Origin of the sequence: Arthrobacter sp. FW306-07-I (genome assembly GCF_021800405.1) — a bacterium.
Classification (GTDB): Bacteria; Actinomycetota; Actinomycetes; order Actinomycetales; family Micrococcaceae; genus Arthrobacter.
Genome location: NZ_CP084550.1, coordinates 1,409,003 through 1,430,113, shown reverse-complemented (window position 1 = coordinate 1,430,113; position 21,111 = coordinate 1,409,003). Strand labels below are relative to the sequence as shown.

The 21,111-nt window shown below is 66.9% G+C and carries 14 protein-coding genes and 1 tRNA gene; 4 read left to right on the top strand and 11 right to left on the bottom strand.

Annotated features, from left to right (window positions below; genetic code table 11):
- Nucleotides 1-6: 6 nt before the first annotated feature.
- Complete coding sequence (gene mfd, locus LFT46_RS06615) at nucleotides 7-3,699, bottom strand: transcription-repair coupling factor (RefSeq protein WP_236821639.1); 3,693 nt, start codon at nucleotides 3,697-3,699, stop codon at nucleotides 7-9.
- A 301-nt stretch (nucleotides 3,700-4,000) separates the two neighbouring features.
- On the opposite strand from mfd, the gene LFT46_RS06610 reads away from it, so the two are divergent.
- Genes LFT46_RS06610 through LFT46_RS06600 form a run of 3 tightly spaced genes read left to right on the top strand, consistent with a single transcriptional unit; the run spans nucleotide 4,001 to nucleotide 6,288 of the window.
- Nucleotides 4,001-5,521 (top strand): SDR family oxidoreductase, encoded by a 1,521-nt coding sequence (locus LFT46_RS06610; RefSeq protein WP_236821638.1) that lies wholly within the window; start codon nucleotides 4,001-4,003, stop codon nucleotides 5,519-5,521.
- Between the two features lie 44 nt (nucleotides 5,522-5,565).
- Nucleotides 5,566-6,063 carry a DUF2505 domain-containing protein gene (locus LFT46_RS06605; protein ID WP_236821637.1) on the top strand — a complete coding sequence of 166 codons (498 nt, stop codon included), beginning with the start codon at nucleotides 5,566-5,568 and terminating at the stop codon, nucleotides 6,061-6,063.
- 3 nt (nucleotides 6,064-6,066) lie between these two features.
- Nucleotides 6,067-6,288 carry an SCO4848 family membrane protein gene (locus LFT46_RS06600; protein WP_142130627.1) on the top strand — a complete coding sequence of 74 codons (222 nt, stop codon included), beginning with the start codon at nucleotides 6,067-6,069 and terminating at the stop codon, nucleotides 6,286-6,288.
- A 67-nt stretch (nucleotides 6,289-6,355) separates the two neighbouring features.
- On the opposite strand, the gene sufU is transcribed toward LFT46_RS06600, so the two are convergent.
- From sufU to LFT46_RS06555, 9 genes are all read right to left on the bottom strand, one after another.
- Nucleotides 6,356-6,805 carry a Fe-S cluster assembly sulfur transfer protein SufU gene (gene sufU / locus LFT46_RS06595; RefSeq protein WP_236801746.1) on the bottom strand — a complete coding sequence of 150 codons (450 nt, stop codon included), beginning with the start codon at nucleotides 6,803-6,805 and terminating at the stop codon, nucleotides 6,356-6,358.
- 22 nt (nucleotides 6,806-6,827) lie between these two features.
- Entirely contained in the window at nucleotides 6,828-8,153 is a 1,326-nt protein-coding gene (locus tag LFT46_RS06590) for a SufS family cysteine desulfurase (RefSeq protein ID WP_236821636.1), read from the bottom strand.
- A gap of 515 nt (nucleotides 8,154-8,668) precedes the next feature.
- Entirely contained in the window at nucleotides 8,669-11,179 is a 2,511-nt protein-coding gene (locus LFT46_RS06585; RefSeq protein ID WP_236821635.1) for a helix-turn-helix domain-containing protein, read from the bottom strand.
- A gap of 136 nt (nucleotides 11,180-11,315) precedes the next feature.
- Nucleotides 11,316-14,051, bottom strand: a complete 2,736-nt coding sequence (locus tag LFT46_RS06580) for a helix-turn-helix transcriptional regulator (protein WP_236821634.1) — start codon at nucleotides 14,049-14,051, stop codon at nucleotides 11,316-11,318.
- A gap of 109 nt (nucleotides 14,052-14,160) precedes the next feature.
- A complete protein-coding gene (pth, locus tag LFT46_RS06575; protein WP_236801742.1) occupies nucleotides 14,161-14,766 on the bottom strand; it encodes an aminoacyl-tRNA hydrolase in 606 nt (201 codons plus the stop codon).
- A gap of 132 nt (nucleotides 14,767-14,898) precedes the next feature.
- The gene (locus LFT46_RS06570) at nucleotides 14,899-15,519 is read right to left on the bottom strand and encodes a 50S ribosomal protein L25/general stress protein Ctc (protein WP_236821633.1); all 621 of its coding nucleotides are present in this window, start codon (nucleotides 15,517-15,519) and stop codon (nucleotides 14,899-14,901) included.
- 230 nt (nucleotides 15,520-15,749) lie between these two features.
- Nucleotides 15,750-16,730 (bottom strand): ribose-phosphate diphosphokinase, encoded by a 981-nt coding sequence (locus tag LFT46_RS06565; RefSeq protein WP_236821632.1) that lies wholly within the window; start codon nucleotides 16,728-16,730, stop codon nucleotides 15,750-15,752.
- Nucleotides 16,731-16,732: 2 nt separating this feature from the next.
- Complete coding sequence (gene glmU / locus LFT46_RS06560) at nucleotides 16,733-18,211, bottom strand: bifunctional UDP-N-acetylglucosamine diphosphorylase/glucosamine-1-phosphate N-acetyltransferase GlmU (RefSeq protein ID WP_236801739.1); 1,479 nt, start codon at nucleotides 18,209-18,211, stop codon at nucleotides 16,733-16,735.
- A 103-nt stretch (nucleotides 18,212-18,314) separates the two neighbouring features.
- Nucleotides 18,315-18,386 (bottom strand) — tRNA-Gln (locus LFT46_RS06555).
- A gap of 132 nt (nucleotides 18,387-18,518) precedes the next feature.
- On the opposite strand from LFT46_RS06555, the gene LFT46_RS06550 reads away from it, so the two are divergent.
- Complete coding sequence (locus tag LFT46_RS06550; RefSeq protein ID WP_236801738.1) at nucleotides 18,519-19,145, top strand: TetR/AcrR family transcriptional regulator; 627 nt, start codon at nucleotides 18,519-18,521, stop codon at nucleotides 19,143-19,145.
- Between the two features lie 111 nt (nucleotides 19,146-19,256).
- On the opposite strand, the gene LFT46_RS06545 is transcribed toward LFT46_RS06550, so the two are convergent.
- Nucleotides 19,257-21,086 (bottom strand): ABC-F family ATP-binding cassette domain-containing protein, encoded by a 1,830-nt coding sequence (locus tag LFT46_RS06545; protein ID WP_236801737.1) that lies wholly within the window; start codon nucleotides 21,084-21,086, stop codon nucleotides 19,257-19,259.
- Nucleotides 21,087-21,111 lie beyond the last annotated feature (25 nt).

The window sequence follows — 21,111 nt, the reverse complement described above, 5'->3', positions numbered from 1 at the left end:
CAAGTGCTAGCTCACCGCCAATGGGGCATCGGAGAAGATGTTCCGGATCACGCCGTTGGCCCACTCCAGGATCTCGGCGTCCTGCAGGTCCCGGCCCCCGATCCGCGCCGTCTTGGGCTTCGGAATAAGCACCGCGTCCAGGGCAGGCTTGGACTGCGAGCCCGGGTACATCCGGTTCAGGCGCATGGTCTTGGACTCCGGCAGCGTGGCCGGGGAGAACTTGATGAAGTTGCCCTGGAGTGCGACGTCGGACAGGCCCGCTTCGCGGGCACCGACCCGGAACCGTGCCACGGCCACCAGGTTCTGGGCCGGCAGCGGAAGTTCGCCGTAGCGGTCCACGAGTTCTGCCTGCACCTCATCGATGGCCTCGTTGGTGAGGGCGGCCGCGAGTTTCCGGTAGGCCTCCAGGCGCAGCCGCTCGCCGGGAACGTAGTCGTGCGGCAGGTGCGCGTTGACCGGCAGCTCGATCTTCATCTCCGCGGCCTTTTCTTCGGCTTCGCCGCGGAAGTCCGCCACGGCTTCGCCCACCAGGCGGATGTACAGGTCGAAGCCCACCCCTTGGATGTGGCCTGACTGTTCACCGCCCAGCAGGTTGCCGGCGCCGCGGATCTCCAGGTCCTTCATGGCCAGCTGCATGCCGGCGCCCAGTTCGTTGTGCGCAGCAACGGCCTTGAGCCGTTCCAGCGCCACCTCGCCCAAGGGTTTTTCCGAGGGGTACAGGAAGTACGCATAGGCGCGTTCGCGGCCACGGCCCACACGGCCGCGAAGCTGGTGGAGCTGGGACAGGCCGTACTTGTCCGCCCCGTCCACGATCAGGGTGTTGGCGTTGGAGATGTCCAGGCCGGTCTCGATGATGGTGGTGCACACCAGCACGTCGAAGCGCCGCTCCCAGAAGTCCACGATGATTTGCTCCAGGCGGCTCTCGGACATCTTGCCGTGCGCCACCTCCACCCGGGCCTCGGGCACCAGTTCGCGGATCTTGGCCGCGGTCCGCTCAATAGTGGACACCCGGTTATGCACCAGGAACACCTGGCCTTCGCGCATCAGCTCGCGGCGGATCGCGGCGGAGGTCTGCTTGTCCGTGTACGGGCCCACGTAGGTCAGCACCGGGTGCCGCTCCTCCGGCGGAGTAGCCAGGGTGGAGGTTTCGCGGATGCCCGTGAGGGACATTTCCAGGGTGCGGGGAATCGGGGTGGCGCTCATGGCCAGGACGTCCACGTTGGTGCGCATCTTCTTCAGCGCTTCCTTGTGCTCAACGCCGAACCGCTGTTCCTCGTCCACGATCACCAGGCCCAGGTCCTTGAACTCGAAGTCCTTGGCCAGCAGCCGGTGCGTGCCGATCACGATGTCCACGGCGCCGCTCTTGACGCCCTCCGCCGTTTCCTTCGCTTCCTTGGCCGTCTGGAACCGGGACAGCGGCTTCACCCGCAGGGGGAAGCCGGAGAACCGTTCGGTGAAGGTTTCGTAGTGCTGCTGGGCCAGCAACGTGGTGGGCACCAGCACGGCCACCTGCTTGCCGTCCTGCACCGCCTTGAACGCGGCCCGCACCGCGATCTCGGTCTTGCCGTAGCCCACATCGCCGGACACCAGCCGGTCCATGGGGATCTCCCGCTCCATGTCAGCCTTGACCTCGTTGATGGTGGTCAGCTGGTCCGGCGTTTCCACATAGGGGAACGCTTCCTCCAGTTCGCGCTGCCACGGAGTGTCGGGGCCGAAAGCGTGGCCGCGGGAGGCCATGCGGGCCGAGTACAGCCGGATCAGTTCGCCGGCGATCTCCTTGACGGCCTTGCGGGCCTTTGACTTGGTGCTGGCCCAGTCCGCGCCGCCCATCTTGCTCAGCACCGGGGTGTCGCCACCCACATAACGGGTCACCTGGTCCAGCTGGTCCGTAGGCACGAACAGGCGGTCGCCGGGCCCGCCGCGCTTGGCCGGCGCGTACTCCAGCACCAGGTATTCGCGGACTCCGTCGCCACCGCCGGCAACCTTGCGCTGGATCAGTTCCACGAACCGGCCAATGCCGTGCTGTTCGTGCACCACATGGTCCCCCGCCACCAACTGCAGTGGGTCGACAGCGTTGCGCCGCTTGGAGGGCATCCGCCGCATGTCCTTGGTGGACCCGGCGGAGGTGCGGCCCAGCAGGTCGGCTTCGGTGAGCAGGCCCAGCTTGAGCCCGTCCAGGACAAAACCACGGCCGACGGCGGCAGTGGTCACCTCGATGATGCCCGGCTGGGGTTCGTGGTCAAGGCTGTCCACCCGGGCACAGGGGATATCGTTTTCGTGGAACAGCTCGGCCAGGCGCTGGGCCGGACCGGGGCCTTCGGTGGCCACCACGATCCGCCACTGGTCGCGGACGTGCGAACCAATGAAATCCATCATTTCCGCCACATCGCCCTGGTAGCCGCGGGGCTCCCGGGCGTGCAGATTCAGCACGTCGATCTCGGGCAGCAACTCCGCGTCCTGCGCCAGGGACGTGATGGACCACCAGGACACCCCGTGCGCCAGGGACGACGAACGGGTTTCGGCCAGCGAGCGGAAGCTGGCCGAATGAAGCGCCGCGCTGGCCTGGGAGCTGAGGTCCAAAGGTGCCGCCCCGCCGTCGGACGCCGTGGACCACGCCGCCTCAAGGAATTCCTCGTTGGTGGCAGCGAGGTCGTGGGCGCGGGTGCGCACCTTCTCCGGTTCAATCACCACGGCGATGGAATCGGCCGGCAGCTGGTCCACGAACGGCACCATGGCATCCACCAGCACCGGGGCCAGGGATTCCATGCCTTCCACGGCGATGCCGCCGGCGATCTTCTCCAGCATGTCCGCCGCGGCAGGAAGCTGGGACTTCAGGGTGGCGGCGCGGGACATCACGGCAGGGGTGATGAGGATTTCACGGCAAGGAGGGGCGTGCAGTTCCGTGGGGTGGTGGATGCCGGGTGCGGACAGCGAGCGCTGGTCGGCGACGGCAAACCATCGCATCTGGTCCACCTCGTCGCCGAAAAACTCCACGCGGATGGGGTGGTCTTCGGTGGGCGGGAAGACGTCGATGATGCCGCCGCGGACAGCGAACTCGCCGCGGTGGGTCACCATGTCCACCCGGGCGTATGCGGCGTCGGCCAGGCTCCTCACCACGTCGGTGAACGGAACGTCCTGGCCCACCTTCAGCGTGACCGGAACCAGGTCGCCCAGGCCGGCCACCACCGGCTGGACCACGGCGCGGACGGGCGCGACGACGACGCGCAGCCGGCCCGCCGTCGAGCTTTCCGGATGTGCCAGCCGGCGCAGAACGGAGAGCCGGCGGCCAACGGTGTCGGAACGGGGCGAAAGCCGCTCATGCGGGAGGGTCTCCCAGCTGGGGAACTCAGCCACGGAATCCGCCGGAAGGTAGGCGCGCAGGGCGGCGGACAGGTCTTCTGCCTCGCGGCCTGTCGCCGTCACCGCCAGCACTACGCCCGGGCCCGCGCCGTCCGGGTTCTCTGCCTGGGCGGCAGCCGCAAGCCCGTCCGCCATCTCGGCCAACAGCACCGGGCGCAGGCCGGCCGGAGCACTGATCTGGTAATCCTGGCCGCGGACGGCAAAGCCCCGGGCGGCCTCGGCGCGGACGCGCGCGAAGGTCGTATCCGGCTCAAGTGCGCGGCGCAGGCCGTCCAGCGAAGGAGTGCTGGAGGTGCCCGTGCTGGATGTGCCGGCTGCGGACTGGCCGGGAAGACTCATGGTGAAAGCTCCTGTGGTGTTCATCAAGGACAAGCAGGCAACACGAAAGCCCGAAATTCGCTGCGAATCCCGGGTACTCCCAGCCTACCGCGCAGGAACGACATGGCAGCGCGGCACCAACCCCGGTGGGAATACATGCAGGGTGGCAGGGCACGGGCGCTGTAGCGTGGGCGCTTTGGGCCTGGGTATTTTGGTCAGAGTATTTTGGCCGGTGCAGCAGTCCGGAGGGGGCCGCCGCTCCGAACCACCAGGGACGAAATCGGGCCACGACCGCCAGGTGCCAGGACGAACAGGAGCCAGCATGACCGATATGAATGCCCAGGCAACACCCAAGCACGCAACACCAAAGAGCGTCCTTGTCACCGGTGCCACCGGCTACATCGGCGGACGGCTTGTACCCCGGCTGCTGGAGGCAGGCCACCAGGTGAAGGTGCTGGTCCGCTCCCCTGACAAGATCGCCGGGGTCCCGTGGCGCGACAAAGTGGAGGTGGTGGAAAGCAGCCTTGACGACGGCGACGCCCTCCGCGAAGCCCTTTCCGGCGTCGACGTCTTCTATTACCTGGTGCACTCCATGGCCGCGGGCGCGGGATTCGAAGCGAAGGAAAAGGCAATGGCTGCCACCGCGGCGGAGGCCGCGGCCGCCGCCGGGGTGGGCCGGATCGTGTACTTGGGCGGGCTGCACCCGCAGGACGTAAAGCTCTCCACCCACATGCGGTCGCGGGAGGCAGTGGGCAAGGTTTTCCTGGACAGCCCGGTGGACGCCATCGTGTTCCAGGCCGGGGTGGTGATCGGGTCCGGCTCCGCCTCCTTCGAGATGATCCGCCACCTCTCCGAAACACTGCCGCTGATGCCGGCTCCCAGCTGGGTGCGCAACAGGATCGAGGCCATTGCCGTACGGGACGTGCTGTATTACCTGGTGTCCGCCGCCTCCCTCGAAGGCCCGATCAACCGGACCTTCGACATCGGCTGCCGGCAGGTGCTCACTTACGCGGGGATGATGAAGGAGTATGCCGCGGAAGCGGGCCTGCCGTACCGGGTGGTGCTGGCGCTGCCGGTCCCGGCTCCCAAGCTGGCAGGCATGTGGGTGGCGCTGACCACCCCCATTCCCCTCTCCATGGCCGTGCCCCTGGTGCAGTCGCTGCAGCATGACGCGGTGTCCAACGAGCATGACATCGACCAGTACATTCCACAGCCCGACGGTGGCCTGACCCCCTACCGGACGGCGGTGGCCCTGGCGCTGGGCAAGGAGCGGGACGGCCAGGTGGAAACCACCTGGGCCAGCGCCGGCGCCGACTCCGATCCCCTTCCCAGCGACCCCGAGTGGGCAGGGCACAAGGTGTACATCGACGAGCGGACCTTCCACGGGGACGTGGACCCGGCACATGTCTGGACCATTATCGAGGGCATCGGCGGGCGCAACGGCTGGTATTCGCTGCCCCTGGCCTGGCAGGTCCGGGGGTGGCTGGACAAGCTCACGGGCGGCGCCGGGCTGCTGCGGGGCCGCCGGCACCCCCACACGCTGGCAGCCGGAGAAGTGGTGGACTGGTGGCGGGTGGAGCGGATCGAGCGCGGAAAGCTGCTGCGGCTGCGGGCTGAGATGCGGGCACCGGGACGGGCATGGCTGGAGCTGTCCGTGGAGCCCGACGGCGGCGGCAGCCGGTACCGGCAGCGCGCCATCTTCTTCCCCAAAGGCCTGAGCGGACGGCTCTACTGGCTGGCCGTGCTTCCCTTCCACAGCCTGATCTTCCCGGCCATGGCACGGAACATCACAGCGGCGGCGCAGAAATTGGCCGATGCGGACCGGGCCGGGGTAACCCCGTAGGATGTTGGAGGCGTAAATCCTTTCCCCACGTCCCAGGAGGACCCATGGCGCTGAGCGCAACCACCACCCTTCCGCACTCCGTTGACAGCGTTGCCGCTGTGCTGGTGAACGAGGATTTCCAGCGCCACGTCAGCCAGCTGGTGGGCGGCAGCCTGGAGTCCTTCACCCTTGACGGGGACATTGCAGGAGCCTTCAACACCACGTCCGTGCGCACCCTTCCCACCAATCGGCTCCCTGAGATCGCCCGCAAGTTTGTTGGTGAGCACCTCAAGGTGACCCAGGTGGAAAACTGGGAAGCCCCCGCCGCGGACGGCTCACGCCAGAGCAACATCTCGCTGAAGATCGCCGGCGCCCCCGTGGACGTCACCGCCGTCCAGCGGCTCGTGGCCGACGCCGGCGGAACCCGAGTGGAGCTGGAGGGCGCCGTGAAGTCCTCCGTCCCGTTCCTGGGCGGCAAGATCGCCGATGCGGCCGAGCCGATGGTGGCCAAGGCACTGAACCTGCAGGCCGCACAGGCCCAGGCCTGGCTGGAAAGCCACTAGCCCATGCAACTTCCGGTCTTCGCTGCGCTGGTCCTCATCGTCGCCGGCGTCTGGTCCCTGGTGGTCTGGCCGCAGTTCCTGCGCCGCGTCATGAAGGATCCGCGTGCCCGCGACGCCGCCGGCAAGGCAACGAAGTTCCTGACCGTCCATGTGGTGCTGGTGAGCATCTCGATGGTGCTGGGACTTGCCACTGCCGTGATCGGCGTCCTCGGCCTGCTGGGCTGACCACGCACACGAAACAGCCCGGGCCTTCCTTCTGCTGAGGGAGGACCCGGGCTGTTAGCTTTGCTGCTCAGGCTGCCTGGTTGAGGGCGTCCTCGGCGGCGACCCAGGAAATCATGGCGCACTTGACCCGGGCGGCATAGCGGGCCACTCCTTCGAACGCTGCCGCATCACCCAGCAGTTCAGGGTCGGCATGGACCTTGCCCCGCGAGCGCAGCACTTCCCGGAAACTGTCGATAACCTCATGCAACTCCGCCACTGACATGCCCTCGGCGAGGTCGGTGAGGACCGAGGCGGAGGCCATGGAGATGGAGCAGCCGGCCCCGTCCCAGGCAATCTGGGCCACCTTGCCGTCCTGGACGGCAAGCCGGAGGGTCACTTCGTCCCCGCACACCGGGTTGAGCTGGTGTGACTGGCCGGTGGAGCTGCCCTGGGGTGCGTCGGTGGCGGCGAGCCCGCTGCCGTGGCGGGCCTTGGAATGGTCCAGGATGATCTGCTGGTACAGCTGGTCAAGGCTCATATGTCAACTTTCATGGTCTGCGCTAGGCGTGGAAGTAGGCCCGGACGCCGGCAACGGCTTCAAGGAAGCGGTCCACGTCGTCAGTGGTGTTGTACAGGTACGCGCTGGCCCGGGTGGTGGCGGTCAGTCCGAGCCGGCGGTGCAGCGGCTGGGCGCAGTGGTGTCCTACACGGACGGCGATTCCCTGGGAGTCCAGGAACTGCCCCACGTCGTGGGCGTGGACACCCTCGACGTCGAACGCGGCGAGGCCGATCCGTGCCTTCCCGGCGGCGGGGCCCAGGACCCGGATGCCGGGGATGCCTTCGAGCCCGGCCACCATGCGCTGGCCCAGTTCGGCCTCCCACCGGTGGATCCGGTCAAGTCCGGTTTCAGTGAGGTAGTTGGCAGCGGCGGCCAAGGCCACTGCCTGGGAAATGCGCTGCGTACCTGCCTCGAAGCGCTGGGGCGCCGGAAGGTACTCGGCCCGTTCCATGGTGACGGTGGTAATCATCGATCCGCCCGTCAGGAACGGCGGCAGGATATCCAGGAGTTCCTGCCGTCCATAGAGCACGCCAATTCCCGTGGGAGCCAGCATCTTGTGGCCGGAGAACACCGCAAAGTCCACCCCGAGTTCCTTGACGTCCAGGGGCAGGTGCGGGGCGGACTGGCAGGCGTCCAGGACCACCAGGGCGCCTGCGGTGTGGCCGAGGGCCGTCAGTTCCCTAACCGGGTTGATGATCCCCAGGACATTGGAAGCGTGCGTGAAGGCCAGGACCTTGGTGCGCGGGCCGATGATTGCCGCAGCCTGGTCCATGCGGAGGCTGCCCTGATCGTCAATGGGGATGTAGCGCAGCGTGGCCCCGGTCCGGAACGCCAGTTCCTGCCAGGGGATGAGGTTGGCGTGGTGCTCCATTTCGGTGACCACAATCTCGTCGCCCGGGTTCAGGGCCAGGTCTTTGAGCCCCTGGTCACCGCGCCCCTGGGCGGCCCACAGCCCGGCAGTGGAAAGTGAATAGGAAAGAAGGTTCAGTCCTTCTGTGGCGTTGGACGTCCAAACCGTCTCCGCATAGTCCGCGCCGATGAAGTCGGCAATGGTTTGCCGGGCGTCCTCGAATACTTCGGTGGCCTCCACGGCAAGATGGTGGGCGCCACGGTGAACAGCGGCATTGCGCTGCTCGTAGAATTCCTGTTCGGCCTCGATCACGCTCACGGGGTTTTGCGATGTGGCGCCCGAGTCGAGATAGACCAGGGGCTGTCCGTTGACCAGTTGGTTGAGGACCGGGAAGTCGTTGCGGATTCGCAGCACCTCGGCGTTGTCCATGACAGGTACGGCACGTTCCAGCGTGGCTGGCGTTGATACTAAGGCCAAAACGAACTCCTTGGGCTGTCAATGTCTGACACCCAATTGTCCCACACACGGCTGTGGCGGCCGCCCGGGAGGGGCCGCCGCCACCGCTGCCCCGGGCTTCAGCCGAGGGAACAGAGGGCCGGCGACGGCTGGGGGGAGAGTCTCGGTCTCAGAAGACTCTGACGTCGCCGGCCCCGTCTGTGCCCGGTCCATCGCGGACCGGAAATTGAAAGGGCTCAATGTCCTGTTGGCTGCTCCGCGGCCTCGAGCCTGCCGCTTTGCTTTGCCTCCTTAAGTAAATCCCGCAGTGCCACCCTGTACACGAGTAGGGTGTACTCGAATCCGGGCGGCTGCACTACCGGGGCGACGCGAGGCCACCTGCGTGCAGCGGATGATGCCCGCAGGGTCCCAGGTACTGCAGCGGGACGGGCAGGACGCAGGGCAGGCCGGGGGGCAGGAGTCCGACGCCGGGCTGGCAGCAGGGTGCCGGAGGGCAGTGGGCAAGGACGCGAGCGGCAGCTGCCCGGCGCCGGGACCTACTTGGGCAGCGCCGACTCCAGCTCATCGCGGCTGCGGACCCCGAGCTTAACATAGGTGCGGTACAGGTGGCCTTCCACCGTCCTGACCGAAACCATCAGCCGCTGCGCGATCTCCCGGTCGGTAAGGCCCTGCACGGCCAGCTCGACGATGTCCTGTTCCCTCCGGGTAAGGCGGACTGTCGGGGCCGCGGCGATGAACCGTCCTTCCCGGAACCGCTCGCCCAGTTCGTGGTCGCACTTCTCGCGCTGGGCAACGGCCTGCCGGGACCGGCGGCGTTCCCCGGCCTGCTCCAGCACGGTGCTGGCACGGGCGTAGGCTTCGCGGGCCAGGTTGACAAAGCCTGCCTCCTCCAGCGAAGCAGCCGTTGCCATGAGGGTGTCACCGTCGGCGTTTTCCCACGCGGTGGCCAGCGTCAGCAGTGCTTCCGCCCACCGGCCCTCCACGCCGCGCGCCGCTGCCTGCACCATGGGGACCACTGAGGGATCCCCGAGGTCCCAACACATGGCCAGGATCTCAAGGAGGTTTCCAGTGCGCGCGGAGGCTTCCGTGGTGGTCATCAACGTCTGCAGGGCGGCCAGGCCTTTTCCGTCACGGGCAAGGTATTCACCCGCCGCCGCCATATAGGCTGCCGCCAAAAGGTCATGGGCGGGCCAGCCGGCAGCAGCGTCCTTGTGGTCCTGTTCCAGGCGTTTGGCCTGTTCAGCATCGCCGAGCCGGGCCGCAGCATAAAACCCCAGGGCTGTGCCAAAGCGGTACAGCTGCAGCGGGTCGTTCAGCCTCAGCGCTTCCACTGCGGGCAGCAGGACCTGGTAGGCGCGCTCCATCCTCCCCTGCCGCAGCAGCGAGTAGCCCTGAAGCACCTGCAGGCTCCCGTTGAAGGTGGCCGCGGCCGGGGCATGCCCGGCGGCGTAGTGGTTAATCTCCCGCTCTGCGGACTCCCATTCACCCATGGCCAGGTAGTCGGAAACGAGCCGTCCCAGCACGAACTCGGGAAAGAAGAACAGGCTGCCTTCAAGGGGCGGAAGTTCCGAGGCTGCCAGCAGGGCGGCCTCCAGCCCTTGGACGGGCCGTCCGGCCGAGGCGAGGGCATGGGCCAGGAGACCTTCAGCCAGCACACGGAGCGGTTCTCCGCCGGTGGCTGCCGGGGGGCCCTTCCTGATCCTGTCCACCTGGTCATTGAGCGCCTGGAAATCCACTTCCGCTCCAAGCTGGAGCAGGTGCAGGAGTTCCTCCTGCCAGTCCTTCACGCTGCTGCCGGCAGCCGCGACGCGCTTTTCGACGTCTTCCGCCACCACTGCCAGAGGGTGGCCGATGGCCTGGTGCGCCGAAACCCGGAGCAACAGAACGGCCGGGCCCTGCGGGTCTTCGGCCAGCGGAAGCCAGCATTCGTCAAGGAGTGCCGCGGCTTCCGCGTAGGCCCCTTCGTTGTACAGCGCACGTGCCTGGACCGCCTGGGCCAGGGGAACCAGCGGGGGCCTGTGGACCCGGGCCGCAATGGTCCGTGCGCTGTGGTTGTGGGACCGAAGCAGGGCGTCCCTGGCCGCCGCCAGCATCTCGTCGTCGCTGACCCGGACCCCACACTCAAGGGCCCACTCCACGGACCGCAACCGGCCTTCCCCCTGCAGCAGGGTGGGGTCCTGGCGCGCCTTGACCTTCTCCAGCAGCTGCAGGCTGCGGGAGACCGAAACGGTATGCCTGATGGCGCCGGCGAAGAGCCCGTTCCAAATGGAAAGCTCAGCCGGAATACCGGGTGCTTCAATGATCATCTGCTGGTCCAGCAGGGAGCGGACTACTGCTGCCCCGCTGATGTCCTCGATGACTTTCCTGCCCACGGGCCCGGCAAGGGCAATGAGCTTTAGTGCTTCCTGTTCCTCCGGCCGCCGCCGAAGGTGGTCTTTGGCGACCACCGCTGCCAGCCGTGCCCCGTCGCAGGGGAGGGAGCCCAGGAGCATCCAGATTCCGTTGCGTTTAACCAGGACCCCCGCTTCGGCGGAGTCATGGAGCAGGGCATCGAGGATCCGGGGATTGCCGCCGGTCGCGTTCCACATGGCGTCCACCGTGGCACCAGGGACGGTCCCGTCCAGGGAATGGGCCAGGACCTCCTCGATTTGTTCACGGTTGAGGGGGCGGAGGTCGACACGTTCGGCAAGGCCGTCATACCAGAGCTGGTCGAGCGGCTGCGGCAGTCCCGGCCGGGGCCTGGCCGCCGCCACCACGGTGGCCCATCCTGCCGAAATCACCTCGGCCAGGATGCCGGCAGATGCGTCATCGAGGTGGTGCGCATCGTCCACCGCGATCAGGACGGATCCCGTGCTGCCGGCCTTCAGTTTCTCGAAGTAGGACCACATCGAACGGAGTACTGCGACCGGCGAGACGGACTCTTCAGCCGTCAGCTCGCCCGTGTAAGGGGTGAGGACCCCGAACGGCACGGCGGCCAGGGCCGAACTGGCGTGGATCCGCACAATGTTCGTGGTCCCGGCGAGGCGTTCCGTGACGGCGTCAGTCACGGCCGACTTGCCTATGCCGGGGCCTGCCATGATGAAGACGGCCTGATGTGTGCCGTTCCGGAGGATAGCGCAGATGCGCTCCACCGGCTCCCGCCGGCCGGTCAGGAGCCGGTGCGCGGCCGCCTGCTTGTGGCCATTAGACGAGTCCAGTCAGATCACCCCTTGAAGTCACGCCAAGCTTGGTGAAGACCTGGTACAGGTGGCCTTCCACGGTGCGCACTGACACGCCCATTTCCATGGCGATGTCACGGTTTGAAGCGCCCCGGCCGGCCATCCTGGCGATTTGCCGTTCGCGGCTTGTCAGCAGCGGGCTGCCGCTGCTGGGCACGATGGGCAGATTGGCGACAGTGGCGGCCAGGATGTCCAGCCGGGCCTGCGCTGTCCTGGCCGAAAGCGCGTCCCCGTCCTGGCGCGCGAAATCCACCGCCAGTGCCATGCACCGGGCCTCAACGGCGTCCAGTTCGAGCGTGGCAGCGAGTTCGCCGCCGGAGAGGAGTGCCTTGGCGTCCTTCGTCCTGCTTCCGACGGCAATCAACCGTGAGACGTCGGCAAGCGGGCCCTGCCGTTGGCCGGCAATCTCCTCCAGCAGCCGGAAGTCCGCGTCGCTGCCATTGACGGTTGCGGCCAGCAGGTAGATGCCGGCAACCGTAGGCCGGCCCGCCTCCAGGTTCCGCCGGGCTCCTTGCTTCAGGCCTGCCACCGCCTCCGGGTCTCCCAGCCACCGCCCCGCCACCAGCGCGCAGAAATCGATGATGCATTCCGTGGCGAAGCCGGCCCTGCCGGAGGTCTTCTGGAGTTTGGTGACGTACTTACGGGCAAACCCCGCATTGCCGGTCTGGGCATAAGCCAGGGCTGTGGCCGCGTAGCCGGTGCGCAGCGCGGCCTGCACCGGCTGCAACTCCAGCTGGGCTGTGGCGGAAATCAACGGCTCCAGGGCAGCCTCGCCGCGGCCGGAGAAGGCAAAGGCCACGCCGGCCGCCAGCTCAGTTGCGGCGCTTCGGAAGGGAAGCCGGTGGAGCTGTCCCGCGCTGAAGGGAGTGAGGAGGTCGATGCAGCGCCGCCATTGGCCTGCCAGGAGCAGGACGAAGTATGCCTCCTTGCTGTAGCGCTCACGAAGACCAACAATGTGCGAGGCATCGGTGAGCTGGCCGCCGAGTTGGCGCATGAGGCTCAAGGCGTCCATCTCGCGGCCCGTGAAAGCAAGGGCGGTCATCAGGATGATGGCCGACTGGAGCCGGAATCCCGTGTCGGGGTTGGCAGCGGGGTCGGCTGCCCGCTCGAGTGCCGGAATCATGGCGGCAAAATCACCGGCATGGGCCTGGTACTCGAATTCGCTCAGCGAGATCCGGTTGGCTGCGATCACGGCGGGCGCAGGCCAGGAAGAATCCTTGGCTGCCTGTTGCAGGCGTTGGCGGGCGGCGGCGAGGAGTTCCGGCACTTTGCCCGCCTGTTCCGGGATCGAAAGCATGACGCGCGCTTTGGCGGCTACTACCTGGGCGTACTCCTCGGGGTCCAGGGCGTCGAGTTCAGGCTGCGAGATGTCGTCCAGGGCTGCAAGGGCCTGGACGGGCATGTCCAACTGGAGGTACGCCGATGCCTTTTGGCGCTGCGCCGATGCCCACCCCGTGTCGGTCCTCCTCAGCATGTCCGCATAGGTCAAGGCAAAACGGGGATCGAACAGCTGGACTGCGGCCTGGGCGGCCGCAAGCGCCAGCGCCGGGCTAAGCTCGGCCTCGCATTCATGGGTCCAGGCGGCAAAGGACATCAGTTCTTCGACCGTCATGGATGCCGGATCCGGCTCCGCGCCGCCCAGCATCACGCTTCGAAGCTCCCGGCGCCGGGAAATGCTGAGCCAGGTCCTGACCACGTCCCCGATGTATTTCTCCCGCAGGGATACCCAGCGGTGTTCGGACTCGTCGATCTCCAGCAGCCCGCCGTCCTCCATGTCCGCAATGACATCCGCACCGTAAATCGCGGTGAGGCGGGACAGCTCCACCCTGCGGGCACAGGAGAGCATCTCGATGACTTCGCGGGTTCGGGGGGTTTCCCGTGACCAGCGGGACCGGACGATGTCGTCCAGGCTGGCAGCGCCGTCGAGCACCACTTTGTCCCGGAGGGTCCAAACTGAGTCCGACAGGACCAGGTTTCCGGAGAGCTGCTGCTCGGTGACCAGCGCCTTCAGCAGCAGGGGGTTGCCGCCCACCATTTGGTGGTAGGTGCTGACCAGGGAGGAAGCGACGCGGTGTCCCAGCAGTGACAGCAGGACTTGCCGGGTCTGCAGTTCGTTGAGGTTGCTGAGCCTCACCTCGGTCAGCTTCCGGTCCGTCAGCAGCCAGTGGAAGTCTGCGGGCAGGTCGCTGGAGTTGGCGGCCACCGCAATGATCTTGGCGGTACCGGTAAGCAGGACGTTCAGCAGTACCCCGGCACTCATGTCGTCAATGCTGGCGGAGGTGTCCAGGGTAATGATGCACGGCCTGCCGGCGGCATCGCTGCGGATCAGGGATGTGATGCCGCGCAGGATGGCGGTGGGCGAGCCCATGTAGGCCTGCGGCAGCCGGGCCAGCAGGAAGGAGAGGCAGCCGTACGGGGTGGTGGAGCCCGACGGACCGTTCCGCAGTTGCAGCGACCAGATATCCGGCCCGAGGTCTGCCACTGCCGCGCGGGCCAAGGAGGACTTCCCCACACCCCTGGCACCGGTGATGACAACGCCGAGGGAATTCTCGCTGGTGAGGGCCGTGCGGACGGCGTCGAGGTTGGCGCTGCGTGCAGGCACCGACCATTGCTGGCTCTCCGGCGGCGCGGAGGGTGGCGTGGGCAGCCTGTCACCTTGAGGTGTTGACCCACGTCCCCAGCTGAGTGGCTCGATTGACATGAACTTATCCCCTACATCCTGCAATAGCGGGATGTAGCCCCTTTGCTCCCCCGCATAGGAAGAAGAGTACCCTCTGCCACAGACAAGGAAATAGGGTCGAAGGGAACTTTTACGATTCCGGCTGGCGTGACCCGGACTTTGCGGGGTGGAACTTTTGCTGTGCGGCGGTGAGCCCGTCACGGAGCAGGGACTCCACGGCGTCGGCGGCGTCATCCAGCAGGAACGGCAGTTCCTTCTGTTCCGTGGTGCCGAAATCCCGCAAAACGTAGTCGGCTGTGTCCATCCTGCCGGGCGGCCTTCCCACTCCCACGCGGACCCGCAGGTAGTCCTTGGTGCTCAGCGCCTTGGAGATGTCCCGGAGGCCGTTATGGCCCCCTTCCCCGCCGCCGAGCTTGAGTTTGACGGTGTTAAAGGGGATGTCGATCTCGTCATGGACGGCCACAACGTGGTCGGCTGGAATGCCGTAGAAGTTGGCCAGGGCGGAGACAGGGCCGCCGGAGACATTCATGTAGCTCATCGGCTTCGCCAGGACCACGCGGGGACCGCCGATGCCCAGCCGGCCTTCCAGAACCTGGGCGCGGGCCTTGTGCGTCTTGAAGCCGGCACCAATGCGGCCGGCAAGTTCGTCGAGCACCATCTGGCCCACATTGTGCCGGTTGCCTTGGTATTGCGCGCCGGGGTTGCCGAGGCCAACGATCAGCCAGGTATCTGTCATGGGGTCAATCCTATGGGGGCGGCTTGGGCGGGAAGGAAAGCGTGCGGACAGGGCATGCTGATACGGCGGTGGCCTGACATGGCAGTGGCCGGGCCCCTGGGGGTCCGGCCACTGCTGGAAACTGCGGAGTGGTTACTCGGCTGCGGCTTCTTCGGCTGCAGGAGCTTCCCCTGCTTCGCCCTCGGGGGCAGCTTCGGTTTCTTCTTCCTCGGCGATGACGACTGCCTCGGAGATGTTCACCACGAGCGCTTCGGCGTCGGTCAGGAGGGTGGTGCCCTTCGGGAGGACCAGGTCGGAGGCGTGGATGTGCTCGCCGGCGGCGCGGCCTTCGACGCTGACCTCGATGGCGGTGGGCAGGTGGGTTGCCTCGGCCTCGAGGGACACAACCGTCAGTTCCAGGTTGTGAACGGTGCCGGGAGCGGTCTCGCCCTCAACGTGCACCGGGACGTCAACGGTAACCTTCTCGCCCTGGCGGACGGTCAGGAGGTCGATGTGCTCGATGATCTGCTTTACCGGATCGCGCTGGACGTCCTTGACCAGGGCCAGGTGGCCCTCGCCGTTGATGTCCAGGGACAGCAGGGCGTTAGGGGTGCGTACGGCCAGGGTGGTGGCCTTTGCCGGCAGGGTGACGTGGATGGGCTCTGCGCCGTGGCCGTAGATGACGGCCGGGATCTGGTGGTTCATGCGGGCGCGGCGGGCGTAGCCCTTGCCGAATTCGGTGCGCAGTTCTGCTGCAAGCTTCTGCTCAGACATGGAATCTCCTTGAAGACTAAACGGTGTTCAGCAAGGGCGGAGGTCTGGTGTGACCTTCAACGCCGGGCGGCCGGAAGGCGGCCCTTCAAGAAGGCAGTCCCCATGAAGGGACCAGCAGACCCAGTCGATAACGGAGGCTATGCCCTCCCTCGCCAAGGTATCGGAAAGAGCCTACCAGTGCCGGGCGCGTTAACTTAAATCCAACAGGCCCGGCACTGCTATGGAATCTCTTAGGCCTTGCCGTCGAAGAGGCTGGTGACCGAGCCGTCGTCGAACACTTCGCGGATGGCCCGGGCGATCAGCGGTGCGATGGAGAGCACCGTCAGCTGCGGGAACTGCTGGGACGAGTTAAGCGGGAGGGTGTTGGTGACCACCACTTCCCGTGCGCCGGACTCCGAAAGCCGGCGTGCGGCCGGATCCGAGAACACGGCGTGGGTGGCCGCGATGATGACGTCCTTGGCGCCCGCGTTCTTCAATACATTGACAGCGCCGGAGATGGTTCCGCCGGTGTCGATCATGTCATCGATCAGGACGCAGGTGCGCCCCTCGATCTGGCCCACCACGGTCTTGGAGACGGCCTGGTTGGGGACGGTAAGGTCGCGGCTCTTGTGCACGAAGGCCAGCGGCGCCCCGCCCAGGCGTTCTGCCCACTGTTCGGCCACGCGCACGCGTCCGGTGTCCGGGGAGACAACGGTGATGTTGTCCGCCTCAACGCGGGTGCGGATGTAGTCGGCCAGCAGCGGGATGGCCATCAGGTGGTCGACGGGGCCGTCGAAGAAACCCTGGATCTGCGAGGTGTGCAGGTCCACACTCATGATGCGGTCCGCGCCTGCGGTCTTGTAGAGGTCTGCCACCAGGCGGGCGGAGATGGGCTCGCGGCCCCGGCCCTTCTTGTCCTGGCGGGCGTAGGGGTAGAACGGCGACACCACGGTGATGCGCTTGGCGGAGGCCCGCTTCAGCGAATCGATCATGATCAGCTGTTCCATGAGGTGGTTGTTCAGCGGCGCGGGGTGCGCCTGGATCACGAAGGCGTCGGTGCCGCGCACGCTCTCCCCCGCACGGACGTAGATCTCGCCGTTGGCGAAGTCGTAGGCGTCAACGGGAAGGAGCTCAGTGCCCAGTTCCTTTGCGATTTCCCGGGCCAGCTCCGGATGGGCCCGCCCTGTTGCGAGCACCAGCTTCTTTTCGCCGTGCGCCGTAATTTCGCTCATTGTTACTTGCCCTCTTCTGTAGATGCCGGGGTACTTGAGGAATCATTGGTGGCCGCTTGGGCCAGTTCGGCGGAGCGGGTTCCCGGACGGTGCGCGGGAACCCAGCCTTCGGCGTTGCGCTGGGCAGCGACGCTCAGCGCAAGCGCTCCGGCCGGAACGTCTTTGCGGATCACCGCGCCGGCGCCGCTGTAGGCGCCGTCCCCCACGGTGACCGGGGCAACAAAGACGGTGTTGGAGCCTGTACGGACGCCGGAGCCGATCACCGTGCGGTGCTTCTTCTCGCCGTCGTAATTGGCTGTGATGTTGCCGCAGCCAATGTTGGTGTCCTCGCCGATTTCGGCGTCGCCCGCGTAGCCCAGGTGGGACAGCTTGGAGCCGCGCCCGATGGTGACGTTCTTGGTTTCGTAGAACGCGCCGATCTTGCCCTTCTCGCCCAGCACCGTGCCGGGGCGGAGGTAGGTGAAGGGGCCGACGGCGGCGCGCGGGCCGATCACAGAGCCGGAACCGTGGGTGCGGGCTACGGTGGCGCCCTCGCCTACGGTGACGTCGGTCAGGGTGGTATCGGGGCCCACGACGGCGTCCCTCGCCACGGTAGTGGCGCCGTGCAGCTGGGTGTTGGGCAGGAGGCGGACGTCCTCGTCGAGGGTGACGGAGGAGTCGATCCAGGTGGTGGCCGGGTCGACCACGGTGACGCCGGCCCGCATCCAGGCTTCCACGGTGCGGCGGTTCAGTTCGGCACCGAGGGCGGCGAGCTGGACGCGGTCATTCGCGCCCTCCACCTGCCAGCGGTCGGCCGTGACGACGGCGGCGACGCGGCCGCCTGCCTCCCGGGCCAGTCCCAGCACGTCGGTGAGGTATTTCTCGCCCTGTGCGTTGTCGGTGGTGACCTTGCCCAGCGCGTCGCGGAGCACAGCGGCATCGAAGGCGTAGATGCCGGAGTTGACTTCGCGGATCAGTTTTTCGGCCTCGGAGGAATCCTTGTGTTCGCGGATGCCGGTGACGGAACCATCCTCGCCGCGGAGGATGCGGCCGTAGCCGGTGGCGTCGTCGAGGACTGCCGTGAGAACCGTGACGGCATTGCCCTCGAACTCGTGGGTGGCGACGAGCTCGGTCAGCAGTTCCCCAGAAAGCAGGGGCACGTCGCCATACGTGACCACGACGGTTCCCGCCAGGGCCTGCCCGGCGTCCAGCGCCTCGAGTGCGGCTTCAACGGCACGGCCGGTGCCCGGGACGTCGTCCTGGTCCACGATGAGGGCCTGCGGGTCGAGCGCGGCCACGTGGCCCTCCACCAGGTCGCGTTCGTGGCGCACCACGATGGCAAGCCGCTGTGGATTGATGCTGCGGGCAGCACGGAGGGCGTGGCCCACCATGGAGAGGCCGCCGATCTCGTGCAGGATCTTCGGAGTACGCGATTTCATCCGGGTGCCGGCACCTGCTGCCAGAACGATTACAGCGGCCGGACCGGCATTCTCGGGGATCACGTTCGGGCTCTCCTTGCTTGGTTGTGCTGGCGCTTTGCGTGCTCCAGCGGCCCTGGCCGCCGGACACCGGGTGCCATCCTCATGATCGCTCCTTGCGCAGCAGTTCCGCCCATAGGATTCGAACCTATACTCCACGGCTCCAAAGGCCGGGGTGCTGCCGTTACACCAGAGCGGACCGTGCCAAAAGACTCAAGGCCCGGGCACAAGTCCCTATTTTGCCATGGGTTCAGGGCGCCGCGCGACACGGCGCCTTCCACCCTGCCGGTCCGGCCAAATTCGCCCGGCGGCGGTGGGGCATGATGGGACGGTGAGCAACAACCTTCCGCGGACGCGGATGACTGGCCTGCAGCGCCGGACCCAGCTGATCGACGTCGGCCGCGGCCTTTTCGCCGTCCGCGGGCTGGACGGCACCACCATCGAGGAAATCGCCGCCTGCGCAGGCGTGTCCAAACCAGTCATCTACGAGCACTTCGGTTCCAAGGAAGGGCTGTACACCGAGGTGGTGGACCGCGAGTTCCATATCCTCCTGGACGCGATCAACGCGGCCCTCACCGAGGAAGCCAAGCCCCGCGTTCTCGTCGAACGCGCCGCGCTCGCGCTGCTCACCTACATCGAGGAACGCACCGAAGGCTTCCGGATCCTCATGCGCGACGCTCCCCCGTCCCAGCCCGAAGGTGCCTTCTCCACCCTGCTCTCCCACGTCACCGCCCGCGTGGAACACATCCTCTCCGACGAATTCTCGCGCCGCGGGCTTAGCGGCGAGGACGGCGCCATGTACGCGCAAATGCTCGTCGGTATGGTGGCAATGACCGGCCAATGGTGGCAGGACAGCCGCCAGCCGGACAAGAACACCGTCGCAGCGCATCTGGTCAACCTCGCCTGGAACGGCCTGACCGGCCTCAAGAAAGACCCTGAGCTGCAGTCTGAACCTTAGCCGTGGTCGCCTTCGGGCGCGGGGCACCTGTCCTCTGCGTGCTGCTCCTTCGTCGCTTTGACGCACGCTGCCGGACAGCCGCCCCACTCCCATGTGCCGGCGTCGCCTTTGTCAGTCGCCCAGGAGTTCTGAGGACTCCAGCCACTCCATTTCCAGGGCGTCCTTTTCCTCGGCCAGGTCTTTCAGGTCGCTGTTCTGTTTGGCGAGGGCGTCGAAGTCGGACTTCTCCGTGCTCTTGACCATGTCGTCGTGGAGTTTCTTTTCCTGCTGGTCGAGCTTTTTGAGCTGGCGCTCGATCCTGTTGAGGGCCTTGCGGGCCTCGCGCTTTTCGGCTTCCGAAGGGCCGGAGGCCGTGCCAGCCTGCTGGGCCTGGCCGGCGCTGGTGACGGGGTTTCCGCCACCGGTCACGGTGGAGCCGGCCAGGGCAGCTTCACGCAACTCAAGGTACTGGTCCACGCCGCCGGGCAGGCCGCGGAGCTTGCCGTCGCCCAGCAGTGCCATCTGGTGGTCGGTGACGCGTTCGAGCAGATAGCGGTCATGGCTGACCACCACCAGGGTTCCGGGCCAGCCGTCCAGCACATCCTCGACGGCGGCAAGGGTGTCGGTGTCGAGGTCGTTGGTGGGCTCATCGAGCATCAGCACGTTGGGTTCGCCCACCAGCAGCCGGAGCAGCTGCAGGCGGCGCCGCTCACCGCCGGACAAGTCCCTGACTGGCGTCCACTGCTTCTCGTTGGTGAAGCCGAGCTGCTCCACGAGCTGGCCTGCGCTGAATTCCTTGCCGCCGACGTTGAAAGAACGCTTTTCCCGCTCGATGACTTCGATGACGCGCAGGTCCGCGACGTCGTCGAGCTCCTTGACTTCCTGGGTGAGGACCGCGGTGACTACCGTCTTTCCCCTCTTCACCTTGCCGGCGTCAGGCGTGATCTCGCCGTTGAGCAGCTTCAGGAGGGTGGTCTTGCCGGCACCGTTGACGCCCACCAGGCCCAACCGCTCCCCCGGGGCCAAGCGGAGGGTGATGTTGTCGAAAAGCTTCCGGCCGGCATCGCCGCCCCGGAAGTTCAGCGAGACATTTTCCAGGTCCAGGACATCCTTGCCCTGGCGCGCAGTGGCCATCTTGTTCAGCGCCATGGAATCGCGCGGCGCGGGAACGTCGGCGATCAGGGCGTTGGCCGCCTCGATCCGGAACTTGGGTTTGGCGGTGCGGGCCGGGGCACCGCGGCGGAGCCAGGCAAGCTCCTTCTTGACCAGCTGCTGGCGCTTGCCTTCCACCACGGACGCCATCCGGTCACGCTCCGCGCGGGCCAGGACATACGCGGCGTAGCCGCCCTCGAACGGGTCCACGATCCCGTCATGGACTTCCCACGTCTTGGTGCAGACTTCGTCGAGGAACCAGCGGTCGTGCGTGACCACCAGGAAGGCGCCCTGGTTGGCCCTCCACCGTGTCTTCAGGTGCCGGGCCAGCCAGGCAACCCCCTCGACGTCGAGGTGGTTGGTGGGCTCGTCCAGCATGATGACGTCGTGGTCCTCGATGAGCAGTTTGGCCAGCGCCACCCGCCGCTTCTGCCCACCCGAGAGGGCGTGGACGTTCGCATGCCAGTCGACGTCGGACACCAGGCCACCCATGATCTCCCGGATCCGGGGGTTGCGTGCCCATTCGTAGTCCGCTTGGTCCCCCACAATGGCGGCACCCACCGTCAGGTCGCCGTCGAGCACGTCGCTTTGGTCCAGGTAGCCCACGTTGACGTCGCCGCGCTTGGTGACCCGGCCGGAGTCAGGGGTGGAGCGCAGGGCCAGGAGCCGCATCAGGGTGGACTTGCCGTCGCCGTTGCGGCCCACCATGCCGATCCGGTCGCCTTCCTCCAGCCCCAGGGTGATGCCGTCCAGGACGGTACGGGTTGCGTAGGAAACCGTGAGGTTTTCGCCGCCAAGAAGGTGTGCCAAGGGGAACTGCTTTCTGCTGCCGGAC

Excerpts from the sequence above, each read along its gene's own strand:
- mfd (WP_236821639.1), bottom strand. The coding sequence starts at position 3,699 with ATGAGTCTTCCCGGCCAGTCCGCAGCCGGCACATCCAGCACGGGCACC.
- LFT46_RS06580 (WP_236821634.1), bottom strand. The coding sequence starts at position 14,051 with ATGTCAATCGAGCCACTCAGCTGGGGACGTGGGTCAACACCTCAAGGT.
- LFT46_RS06565 (WP_236821632.1), bottom strand. The coding sequence starts at position 16,730 with ATGAGCGAAATTACGGCGCACGGCGAAAAGAAGCTGGTGCTCGCAACA.
- LFT46_RS06570 (WP_236821633.1), bottom strand. The coding sequence starts at position 15,519 with ATGTCTGAGCAGAAGCTTGCAGCAGAACTGCGCACCGAATTCGGCAAG.
- LFT46_RS06600 (WP_142130627.1), top strand. The coding sequence starts at position 6,067 with ATGCAACTTCCGGTCTTCGCTGCGCTGGTCCTCATCGTCGCCGGCGTC.
- LFT46_RS06605 (WP_236821637.1), top strand. The coding sequence starts at position 5,566 with ATGGCGCTGAGCGCAACCACCACCCTTCCGCACTCCGTTGACAGCGTT.
- sufU (WP_236801746.1), bottom strand. The coding sequence starts at position 6,805 with ATGAGCCTTGACCAGCTGTACCAGCAGATCATCCTGGACCATTCCAAG.
- LFT46_RS06610 (WP_236821638.1), top strand. The coding sequence starts at position 4,001 with ATGACCGATATGAATGCCCAGGCAACACCCAAGCACGCAACACCAAAG.
- pth (WP_236801742.1), bottom strand. The coding sequence starts at position 14,766 with ATGACAGATACCTGGCTGATCGTTGGCCTCGGCAACCCCGGCGCGCAA.